We start from the raw sequence: 11,144 nt of genomic DNA, 5'->3' as shown, positions 1-11,144 counted from the left end.
ACGGCCGCCTCCGGGCGGCCGTCTCGTTTTTGTGAACGATCACGGCGTCTTTTCGCGGCCAAAACCCTTAAATTCCGCGCTCTTACCCTCTATATGCGTTTCGACGCGCCGGTCGGCGCATGGGAAGAGAGACGGAAATGATCTTGATACAGGGCTTTGCACGGTTTCTGGCGACGATCGCGGTGGCGGTCATGGTGATGATGACGATGGTCGATTTTGCGGAAGCGCGCCGCGCCGGCGGCGGTTTCGGCAGCCGCGGCACACGAACCTTCCAGACCCCCTCGACGACGCGCACCGCGCCGCTGGATGCCCAGCCGATCGACCGCACCATGACGCGCCAGCAGTCCGCCCAGCCCTCGGCAAACCGCACCACGACGGCAAATGGCCAGCGCCCCGGCCTGTTCGGCGGCTTCGGCGGCTCGCTCATCGGCGGCCTGATGCTCGGTGGCCTCGTTGGCATGCTGCTCGGCCAGGGCCTTGGCGGCGGCATCGGCTTCCTCGGCCTCATCCTGCAAGTGCTGCTGATCGCCGGCGTCTTCCTGTTCCTGCGCCGCATGTTCGCGCAGAAGAACGCACCCGCCTATGCCGGCCCCGGCAATGCGCAAGCCCGCAACGCCTATCAGACTGGCGGCTCGGACTTCGAAATCCCGCGCATCGGTGGCGGCAATCGCCAGGCGGCAGCAGCGGCGGTTCAGCCGAAAACCGGCGGCGACGAGATCGGCGTCAAGCCGGAAGACCTCGAACAGTTTGAAGGCCTGCTGAATGAATTGCAGGCGGCCTATGCGGCGGAAGACTTCCGCACGCTGCGCCAGATCACCACGCCGGAGGCGATGTCCTATCTCGCCGAAGAACTCAGCGACAATGCCACCCAGGGCCTGAAGAACGAGGTGCGTGACATCCATCTCGTGCAGGGCGACGTTGCGGAAGCCTGGAGCGAAGGCACGGACGACTATGCGACGGTGGCCATGCGCTACGAGAGCATCGACGTGATGCGCGACCGCGCGACCGGCAAGCTCGTCTCCGGCGATCCCGACAACCTCACGGAAGCCGTCGAGATCTGGACCTTCGTGCGCCGCAACGGCGCCGAGTGGAAGGTCTCGGCCATCCAGGGCGTGCAAGGCGCCTGATGTGACAAGGCCGTGCGCTGCGATCCGCAGCGCACGGCCTTTTTGATTCTCACGAATGCCGGATCAGATCGCGGCGAGCGTCCAGCCGACGATGTCGGCGGTGACCGTGGCGAAGGCCGCGTCGAGCGCCTTCACGAAGGCCGTATTTCCCGTTCCGCCAACCGGCACCGCCGCGCGAAAGACCTTTTGCGCCCGCACCGTGCCGTTGCGGTCGTTGAGCAGCTTTGCGGAAATTTCCACCACCGCGGTATCCGCGCCGGCAGTCTCCACCTCGAACGTGCGGATGTCGGTGGCAACCTGGTAGTCGATCGCCAGGCCCTCGCCCGGCTTGCCGACACCGCCGACAAGGCCGGTATTTTCAAACGCCTGCACGAGCTTCGCCTGCACCATCTTGGTCAGGCTGTCGCTCCATTGGGCGCCGGCGAGATACTGGATTTCCGAGGCGGACGGGCGGATTACGATCTGTCCGCTGTCGAGCGCCTTCAGCGCGGACGGCTGCGGCACGAGGATCTGCCGGTTCTTAGCCGACGGGCCTTCCACGGAAGCGGTGGAAGAGAGCGCGTAGGTATCGTTCTTCGCCTGTGTGCTGCCGCAGGCGGCAAGCGTGGCGGCCAGAACGGCGATCAGCGCGGCGCGCGCCGCAGTCCCGTTCCGCAACAAACCCATACCCGATACCGTCATGTCGTCCTCAAACCCTTACGCCACGAATCTGTATCAGGGGCATGGCACGCTGTCACGGCTGCGGGGGCGGACAAAATCGCGTCCTGCATCCGGCTGTTAACCATTGTGGAGATAGAGCCACACTTGCGGGCGAAATCAACGCCTTGTGCGGCCGTCATACTGCTTGACCGTCTCGCCGCCGAAGAGCAGGCGCTGCGGATCGCGCTCGAAACCGGAGATCGCGCTGTCGAGATTCTGGATCGTGCGCCGCGTATCGAGCACCAGCGCCTCGACGTCACGCAGGCCGGAGCCGGAGAAGCGTTGCAGCCCGTCGGCGATCGGGCCGATCCGGCCGTTCAGCGTGTCCGCCGCCTGCTTGATCGATTGCAGCGTCGCCTTGGCTTCCGCGAAGAGCGATTCGGAATCGCCCTCGCCCAGGAAGCCGTCGAGCTTGGCGAGCACGCCGTCGACGCGCGTGGAGGCGGCGTTCAGCTTGTTCGACATCTGCTGCACGTCGGTGATGATCTGGTCGATATCCTCTTTGCGCGCGCCGATGCGGTCGGCGACACCGGTCACCGAGGCGATGGCCTTGCGCGCATCTGCGGTCGCGACGGAGATATTGTCGATCGCACCGCCGACCTTCTGGGGGTCGACCGCGGCGACCAGGCCGTCGACCTTGTCGAGCGTCGTCGTCGCCCGCTTGCCGAAGGTGTCGAAGGTCTCGGCCGTCTTGCGGAAGCCTTCGACGGTGGTCTTGATGTCGCCGGAGGCGTCCGCGATGTCCTTGCTGATCTTGTCGACATTGCCGACGAAGTCTTCGACCTTCTTGGGATCGACCGCCTTGATCAGGTCGTCGACGGAAGCGAGCGTCGTATCGAGCCGGGTCGAGAGATTGCGGAAGGTTTCCGACAGGCCGCCGACGCTTTGCAGGAATTCGTCGATCTTCTCGCCGTTGCGGGCAAGCGAGCCGGAAAACTGCTCGGCATTGCGGATCGTCGTGGTGAGCGGCCCGCGCGCATCGGCGACGAAACCCTGGATGTCGGTGATCGCCGTGTCGGCGCGCTTCAGGATCTTGTCGGCGGTCGACAGGATGTTCGTCACGCTCGACTGTTCGGCCTTGAGAACCGCCGGCACTTCGCTGTCGAATGCCTGGCGAAGGATGTTCTCATCGCCGCCATTGCCGCCCGAAAGCTCGATGTAAGCCGCACCGGTCAGCCCCTGTACTTCCAGAACCGCCGTCGTGGACTTCTTGACCGGCGCGCTGGTCGAGACTTCCGTCATGGCGACGGAGAAACGCGGGTCTTCAGCATCGATCGCGAGGCTGCGCACCGAGCCGACGGGGATACCGTTGAAGCGCACCGGGGAGCCGATGCTGAGGCCGTTCGCGGAGCCCGGAATGCGGATCGCGAGCTGCGCCATCTCGCCGCCGCGGCCATATTGCGACATCCAGTAGACGAAGGCGAAGGCGGCGGCCATGACGAGCACGGTGAAGAAACCGACAAGGGCGTAGTTGGCTTTCGTTTCCATGCGTTCCGGTTATCCTGCTCGCAAATCCATCCACCGGGGCGAAAAAGCCCCGGACACTCCTTCACGCATTGCGGACGATCGACCGCGCGCGTTTGCCCTGGAAATAGGACTGCACCCACGCATCGTCAAAGGCCAGCATGTCCTCGATCGTGCCTTCGACCATGACTTTCTTGTTCCCGAGAACAGCAATGCGGTCGCAGACCGAAAACAGGCTGTCGAGATCGTGAGTCACCATATACACGGTCAGTCCCAGAGTGTCGCGCAGTTTGGCGATCAGCTCATCGAATTCGGCCGCGCCGATAGGGTCGAGGCCAGAGGTCGGTTCGTCGAGGAAAACGAGGGCCGGGTCCAGCGCCAGCGCGCGCGCCAGCGCCGCACGCTTGATCATGCCGCCGGAAAGTTCGGACGGATATTTGTCCGCCGCTTCCGGCGCGAGGCCCACCAGCTCGATCTTCAGCCGCGCCAGCTCGTCCATCATCGCCTGCGGCAGGTCGAGATATTCGCGCATCGGCACCTGGATGTTCTCCTTGACCGTCAGCGCGGAAAACAGCGCGCCGTGCTGGAAAAGCACGCCGAGCTTCATGTCGAGCCTCAGCCGCTCCTCCTCCGTCGCCTTGTCGAAATCCACGCCGAAGATGCGGATGGCGCCGGAGCGGCGCGGCAGCAGGCGCAGGACCGTGCGCATCAGCACGGACTTGCCGGTGCCGGACGCGCCGACGAAGCCGAGGATTTCGCCGCGATAGATGTCAAGGTTGAGTTCGTCGAGCACGACATTGCTGCCGAAGCCGACGGTCAGGTCCTTCACCGAGAGCACGACGTCGTCCTGTTTTGCCGAAACCTGATCCATCAGCGTCCTCAGAAGTCGATTGCGGCGTAGAACATGGCGAAGAGGCCGTCGACGAGGATGACCACGAAAATGGACTTCACCACGGCGGCGGTGACGTGGCGGCCGAGCGATTCGGCGCTGCCGCCGACCTTCAGGCCTTCCACGGAGGCGACGATGCCGATGATCAGCGCCATGAAGGGCGCCTTGATCATGCCGGAAACGATCGTCGAAAGGTCGATCGCCTCGCGCAGCCGCGACAGGAACGTATCGAAGGTGATGCCGGAATAGGACCAGGAGACGAAGGCCGCCCCGAGCAGTGCGGCAAAATTGGCGATAATGGTGAGAAGCGGCAGCGCGATGGTGAGCGCCACGAGCCGCGGGAAGACCAGCACGCCAATCGGGCTGAGGCCCATGACCTTCAGCGCGTCGATCTCCTCCCGCATCTTCATCGAGCCGATTTCGGCCGTGATCGCGCTGCCGGAGCGCCCGGCGATCATGATGGCGGTGAGCAGCACGCCGATTTCGCGCAACTGGAGAATGCCGACGAGGTCGACGACGAAGACTTCCGCGCCGAAGTAACGAAGCTGGAAGGCGCCCTGCTGCGCGATGATCGCGCCGATAAGAAAGGACATCAGTAGGATGATCGGCACGGCGCGAACACCCATGCGGTCGATCTGGTGGACGATCGCCGCCGGCGACAGGCCGCTTTGCCGGCCGAGCTTGAGCTGGGCACCGCGCACCGCCGAACCGAGGATGAACATGGCAGCGACCGTGTCGTCCCACACCTCCACCATCACGCGGCCGACGGGTTCGAAAACGCGCTCGAACAGCGTCTTGCGCTCGCCGTCACCATCGCCGGGCTCGGCAAGCTTTTCCGGCAGGGCAGAGATCAGGTCGGCGTAATTGGCGCCTTCGCGGTCCGTCAGGCTTACATCGGCGCCACCGGCCTGCCGCTCGGTGATCGCGCGGCGCAACAGCCAGGCGCCGGCGGTATCCATGGCCGCGACGCCGCTGAGGTCGATCTCCAGCGCGCCGCCCTGCCCGCGGCCGAGCTCCTCAAGCCGCTTGCTGGCGGCAACTGCGGACGCGTTCACCCATTCGCCGGTGAGACGCCAGATCTCCCCGCAATTGCCGGGCAGGCTTTCGGTCGCGATGTCGAGTGAGGTACGGGCAGCGGCGGTCAAGTCTCTTGCATCTTCCCGTGTGCTGGGGACAACATGCGCCTGTCTTATCGGCTCGCCGCCCCTCTGTCACCGAACGAACCGGCAAAAGCCGCGCCACGCCCCGATTTTTTCGGGGACCATGCCAGGATCGACACAATGCACCGCACCTTGCTCGCCACGCCGGAAACCTTCCCGATTGCCGGAACCTTCACGATTTCGCGCGGCGCGAAGACGATGGCCGAGGTGGTGACCTGCACGATCGGCGCTTCGGGCCTAATCGGCCGCGGTGAATGCGTGCCCTATGCGCGCTACGGCGAATCGGTCGCCGGCGTGCTCGCGGCCATCGAAGAGATGCGCGGCGCGATCGAGGACGGCATCGGCCGCGAGGAGCTTGCCCAAGTCATGCCGGCCGGTGCGGCGCGCAACGCGCTCGACTGCGCGCTCTGGGACCTTGAAGCCAAACTCTCCGGCGTGCCGACCTGGCAGGTGATCAACACGAGCGCCCCGCAGAAACTCGTCACCGCCTATACGCTCTCGCTTGGCGAGCCCGAGGCAATGCAGCGGCAGGCGGCGGAACAGGCCTGGCGGGCGCTGCTGAAGGTCAAGGTCGGGACAGTGGACGATGCCGCGCGCATCCGCGCCGTGCGCGCCGGGGCACCCGAAAGCGCCATCATCCTCGATGCCAACGAAGGCTGGACGGCGGAAAACCTCGCCCATCATTTTTCGATCTGCGCCGAGGCGCGCATCGCCCTCGTCGAACAGCCGCTTCCGGCCGGCGATGATTCGGCCCTGCGCGGCCTCGCCCGCCCCATTCCCGTCTGCGCAGACGAGAGCGTGCACCGCACCGAGGATGTGGCAAGCCTCATCGACCGCTACGACGCGATCAACATCAAGCTCGACAAGGCGGGCGGGTTGACGGAGGCGCTAGCGTTGCGCGAGGCGGCAAAGCGCCATGGCCTCAAGATTATGGTGGGCTGCATGGTCGGCACATCGCTCGGTATGGCGCCGGCCGTTCTCTTGGCGCAGGGCGCCGATTTCGTCGATCTCGACGGCCCCTTGCTGCTGGCGCGCGACCGGGAGCCGGGCCTGCATTACGAAGGCTCGTCTGTCTATCCGCCGGACGCAACACTCTGGGGCTGAGCGCTTGGCGCGACCAGCCGCCCGGCAATGACCGAGACGAGGCCGGCCGCCGCGACGACCGACATCAGGTAAAAACCCTGCACGCCGTACCAGCTGAAGGCATAGCCCGACAGGAAGGTAGCGAGCGCCGTGAAGATGCCGGTGTAGAAGAAATAGAGCCCCTGCGCCGCCGCTTCCTGCTCCTCCGCCACGCGCTCCACCAGCCGGCTCTGCACGCTCATGTGGATGATCGCGTAAGTGAAGGCATGCAGACATTGCAGCATGAAGTAGCCGGCGAAGGACATTTCCATCGGAAAGAGGATCCAGCGGGCGACGGCGACCGTGCTGCCGAAGATCATCATCGACCACAAATTGAAGCGCCGCCGGAGCTGGACGGCGAAGAGGAAGAATACCACCTCCGCCAGCACGCCGGCGCTCCACAGGATGCCGACATCCACTCCGCTGAAACCCATCTTCTGCCAGTAGATCGCCGAAAAGGCGAAGAGCATGGCGTGGCTGGCATTGACGAGCGAGACGCCGATCAGCATGAGCTGCACATCTCGCTGGCGCAGCGTGCTCGTTCGCGGCACTTCGGCAATCGCAGTGATCGGCGAGGGCCGGCGTGGCTTGCCGATCCTGGGCGCGATCACGGCGCCGAGCACCGTCAGCACGAAGGCGGCCGCCATCGCCGGCAGCACCATGGCGCCGCCATAAAGCCCGGCAAGCCAGCCGCCGATCATCGTCGCGACGATGAAGGCGAGCGAGCCCCAGAGACGCATCTTGCCATAGTCGAAATTCCAGCGCCGCACGCCGGACAGCATGATCGCCTCGGTAATCGGCACATAGGGTGAATAGACCGCACCTTGCAGCGTATAGAGCAGCAGCACCGGCCAGAAGGAGCCGGTGGCAAAGAGCGCGATCGCGGTTGCGAGCGAAAGCAGCGCCGACCAGATCAGCACGATCGAGCGCTCGCCAATCCGGTCCGCGATGATACCGGCCACCGGCGCCGTGAAGACGCGCACGAACAACGGCACGGCCAACACGATGCCGATCTGGAAATCGCTCATCGACAGGGTTTCGAGCCAAACCGGAAAGAACGGCAGCGCAATGCCGTTGACCATCATCGGCGCACAGAAAACGAGGGCGATGCGCGCGGCGAAGAACGGCGGCGCGCCTGAGGTCACGGTAAACCCGGAAGGGGCAGTCATTGGCGGGAAACCTGCGTTGGGAGACGCTCCGGGCTCTAGCACGCCGATGTACGTACGCCAATCCGCTATTTCTACCGGACGCCATTGCCGCCGAAATCGGCGGCAATACGGGAATGCCGCGTCAGGCGGCTTCCGCCCCGGCAGGCTCGATGGCGCCGATGTTGCGCGAGGCGAGCGCGACCGGCACGGTCGAGGTCGAAATCTTCTGCCAGGTAATCAGTTCCATCTCGCCGTCATGGTGCTCGGCGATCGCCGTGCAGCTTTCCACCCAGTCGCCACTGTTGATGTAGCGGATGCCGTCGATCTCGGTGATGACGGCATGGTGGATGTGGCCGCAGATCACGCCATCGGCATTGTTGCGCCGCGCCTCTTCGGCCACCACCTTCTGGAACTCGCCGATGAAGTTGACGGCCGATTTCACCTGCTGCTTGGCCCAGGAGGAGAACGACCAGTAGGGCAGCCCCAGCCTGCGGCGCACCGCGGCGAACACGACGTTGATGGCGATGGCGGCGTCATAGGCCCAGTCGCCGAGATAGGCGACGACGCGGGCGTGGCGCACCACGACGTCGAACTCATCGCCATGCAGCACGAGGTAGCGCTTGCCGTCCGCACCTTCATGGATGATGCGCTGCGCCACCTCGACACCGCCGAAATGCGTGCCGGGGAATTCGCGCAGGAATTCGTCGTGGTTGCCGGGGATGTAGATGATGCGCGTGCCCTTGCGCGCCTTGCGCAGGAACTTCTGCGTGACGTCGTTGAAGGCCTGCGGCCAGTACCAGTTGCGCTTGAGGCGCCAGCCGTCGACGATGTCGCCGACGAGCACGATCGTCTCCGCTTCATGGTGACGCAGGAAATCGATCAGGAAATCCGCCTTGGCCGCTTTCGATCCCAGATGCACATCCGAGATGAACAGCGTGCGGAAATGACGGACATTCGGGTCGGCGAGGGTCGCAGTCATGCCTTGGTCTCCGGGTGGCCGGCCGCCGCAAACATCTTCATAACGGGCGGCTTTGGCTCCGTTGAAAACCAGACTCCTGTTTCAAATTGATGACACACCTATGCATTTCCGGTCCGTAAATAGGCATTGCACAGGTCGCTGATTGCGGCTTTATGGAATGTTCCGGAAACTTCACGTAGCGGCGGTTTCATGGCAGAAAGAGCCGCAACGAAAACAGCATATGACAGGGAGCACCATGAGCACGGGCGATAAATCGAGGACGCAGGACGGACCCGCAAGCGGCGATATCGATCAGCAGGCTCTCTTCTTCCACCGCCATCCCCGCCCCGGCAAGCTCGAGATCACCCCCACCAAGCCGCTCGGCAACCAGCGCGACCTGGCGCTCGCCTATTCGCCGGGCGTTGCCGCCCCCTGTCTCGCCATCCGCGACGACCCGAGCACGGCCGCCGACTATACAGCCCGCGCCAACCTCGTCGCCGTCGTCTCGAACGGCACGGCCGTGCTCGGCCTCGGTAATATCGGCCCGCTCGCCTCCAAGCCCGTGATGGAGGGCAAGGCGGTGCTCTTCAAGAAATTCGCCGGCATCGACGTCTTCGACATCGAGATCGACGCGCCGACCGTCGACGAGATGGTCAATGTCGTCTCCGCCCTGGAGCCGACGTTCGGCGGCATCAACCTCGAAGACATCAAGGCGCCGGAATGTTTCGAGGTCGAGCGCCAGCTGCGCGAGAAGATGGACATCCCCGTCTTCCACGACGACCAGCACGGCACGGCGATCATCGTCGCGGCGGCAGTGCTGAACGGCCTGGAGCTTGCCGGCAAGTCGCTGCATGAGGCGAAGATCGTCGCTTCGGGTGCCGGTGCGGCAGCGCTCGCCTGCCTCAACCAGCTCGTCGTGCTCGGCGCGAAGGTGGAGAACATCTGGGTGCACGACATCGAAGGCCTCGTCTACAAGGGCCGCGAAGCGCTGATGGACCAGTGGAAATCCGTCTACGCACAGGAGACGGACAAGCGCCAGCTGTCCGAATCGATCGACGGCGCCGACGTCTTCCTCGGCCTTTCGGCTGCCGGCGTGCTGAAGCCGGAACTGCTCGCCCGCATGGCCGAGCGCCCGCTCATCATGGCGCTCGCCAACCCGACGCCGGAAATCATGCCGGAAGAGGCACGCGCCGCGCGTCCCGACGCGATGATCTGCACCGGCCGTTCGGATTTCCCCAATCAGGTCAACAACGTTCTCTGCTTCCCTTACATCTTCCGCGGCGCGCTCGATTGCGGCGCGCGCACGATCAACGAGGAGATGAAGATGGCGGCGGTGCGCGCCATCGCAGCGCTCGCCCGCGAGGAGGTGTCGGACGTCGCCGCGCGCGCCTATTCCGGCGACACGCCGAGCTTCGGGCCGAACTACCTGATCCCCTCGCCCTTCGACCAGCGCCTCATCCTGCGCATCGCGCCGGCCGTGGCGCGCGCGGCGGCCGAAACCGGCGTCGCGACGCGCCCGATCACCGATTTTGACGCCTATCTGGACCAGCTCAACCGCTTCGTCTGGCGCTCCGGCTTCATCATGAAGCCGATCTTCGCCGCCGCGAAGAACGCCGCCAAGAAGCGCGTGATCTTTGCCGAAGGCGAGGACGAACGCGTGCTGCGCGCCGCCCAGGTGCTGCTGGAGGAGGAGATCGCCAAGCCGATCCTCATCGGCCGTCCGCACATCATCGAGACGCGCCTGAAGCGTTACGGCCTGCGCGTGCGCCCGCATGTGGATTTCGAAGTGGTGAACCCGGAAGACGATCCGCGCTTCCGTGATTATGTCGACGACTATTTCCGCATCGTCGGCCGCAAGGGCGTGATCCCGGAAGCCGCCCGCACCATCGTGCGTACCAACCAGACGGTCATCGGCGCGCTCGCCGTCAAGCGCGGCGAGGCCGATGCGCTGATCTGCGGCGTCGAAGGGCGCTATGCCCGCCACATGCGCGATGTCAGCCAGATCATCGGCAAGAAGGGCGGCGTGCTGAATTTCTCCGCCCTCAGCCTACTGATCTCTCAGCGCGGCGCGACCTTCTTCACCGACACCTACGTCACCTGCGAGCCGACGGCTGCGGAAGTGGCGCAGATGACGGTGATGGCCGCCCAGGAAATCCGCCGCTTCGGCATCACGCCGCGCGCCGCCCTTGTCTCGCATTCGAATTTCGGTTCACGCGATTCGGAAAGCGCCTTCAAGATGCGCAAAGCCATGGCGCTGGTGCGCGACATGGACCCGACGCTGGAAGCCGACGGCGAAATGCACGGCGATGCTGCCATCTCCGAGGCGCTGCGCCAGCGCGTCATGCCGGATTCGACGCTGACCGGTGAAGCCAACCTGCTCGTCTTCCCGAACCTCGACGCCGCCAACATCGCGCTCGGCGTGGTGAAGACCATGACGGATTCGCTGCATGTCGGCCCGATCCTGCTCGGCGCTGCGCTTCCCGCCCATATCCTGTCGCCGTCCGCCACCTCGCGCGGCGTCGTCAACATGGCGGCGCTTGCCGTGGTGGAAGCCTCCTACCCGGTTTGATCGGAAAT

General features: G+C 64.8%; 9 protein-coding genes. 3 read left to right on the top strand and 6 right to left on the bottom strand.

From position 1 onward, the window contains the following. Positions 1-137: 137 nt before the first annotated feature. The gene (locus GB927_RS05530) at positions 138-1,127 is read left to right on the top strand and encodes a Tim44 domain-containing protein (RefSeq protein ID WP_256115648.1); all 990 of its coding nucleotides are present in this window, start codon (positions 138-140) and stop codon (positions 1,125-1,127) included. 63 nt (positions 1,128-1,190) lie between these two features. Here the strand turns inward: GB927_RS05530 and GB927_RS05525 are convergent, their stop codons facing one another. The 4 genes from GB927_RS05525 to GB927_RS05510 form a co-directional block, all read right to left on the bottom strand. Then, positions 1,191-1,808: an ABC-type transport auxiliary lipoprotein family protein gene (locus GB927_RS05525; protein ID WP_439618482.1), complete on the bottom strand. Its 618-nt coding sequence runs from the start codon at positions 1,806-1,808 to the stop codon at positions 1,191-1,193. A gap of 135 nt (positions 1,809-1,943) precedes the next feature. Then, entirely contained in the window at positions 1,944-3,314 is a 1,371-nt protein-coding gene (locus tag GB927_RS05520; protein ID WP_256115647.1) for an MlaD family protein, read from the bottom strand. A gap of 61 nt (positions 3,315-3,375) precedes the next feature. Next, entirely contained in the window at positions 3,376-4,161 is a 786-nt protein-coding gene (locus GB927_RS05515; RefSeq protein ID WP_256115646.1) for an ABC transporter ATP-binding protein, read from the bottom strand. Between the two features lie 8 nt (positions 4,162-4,169). Beyond that, on the bottom strand, positions 4,170-5,258 hold the full coding sequence (locus GB927_RS05510; RefSeq protein WP_369431629.1) for an ABC transporter permease: 1,089 nt from the start codon (positions 5,256-5,258) through the stop codon (positions 4,170-4,172). Between the two features lie 201 nt (positions 5,259-5,459). On the opposite strand from GB927_RS05510, the gene dgcA reads away from it, so the two are divergent. Continuing rightward, positions 5,460-6,443, top strand: coding sequence for an N-acetyl-D-Glu racemase DgcA (dgcA, locus tag GB927_RS05505; protein WP_256115645.1), 984 nt, complete (start codon positions 5,460-5,462; stop codon positions 6,441-6,443). Here the strand turns inward: dgcA and GB927_RS05500 are convergent. Together GB927_RS05500 and GB927_RS05495 are read right to left on the bottom strand one after the other, a co-directional pair. Beyond that, the gene (locus GB927_RS05500; protein ID WP_256115644.1) at positions 6,413-7,630 is read right to left on the bottom strand and encodes an MFS transporter; all 1,218 of its coding nucleotides are present in this window, start codon (positions 7,628-7,630) and stop codon (positions 6,413-6,415) included. The genes dgcA and GB927_RS05500 overlap by 31 nt on opposite strands. Before the next feature lie 121 nt (positions 7,631-7,751). Next, positions 7,752-8,588 (bottom strand): UDP-2,3-diacylglucosamine diphosphatase, encoded by an 837-nt coding sequence (locus tag GB927_RS05495; protein WP_256115643.1) that lies wholly within the window; start codon positions 8,586-8,588, stop codon positions 7,752-7,754. A gap of 235 nt (positions 8,589-8,823) precedes the next feature. Here GB927_RS05495 and GB927_RS05490 point away from each other — a divergent pair, with 235 nt between their 5' ends. Then, positions 8,824-11,136, top strand: coding sequence for an NADP-dependent malic enzyme (locus tag GB927_RS05490; protein WP_256115642.1), 2,313 nt, complete (start codon positions 8,824-8,826; stop codon positions 11,134-11,136). Positions 11,137-11,144 lie beyond the last annotated feature (8 nt).

It is taken from the genome of Shinella lacus (genome assembly GCF_010994755.1).
In the GTDB taxonomy this organism is placed as follows: Bacteria; Pseudomonadota; Alphaproteobacteria; order Rhizobiales; family Rhizobiaceae; genus Shinella; species Shinella lacus.
The sequence above is the reverse complement of the archived record's forward strand: the minus strand, read 5'-3'. Positions and strand labels throughout refer to the sequence as shown.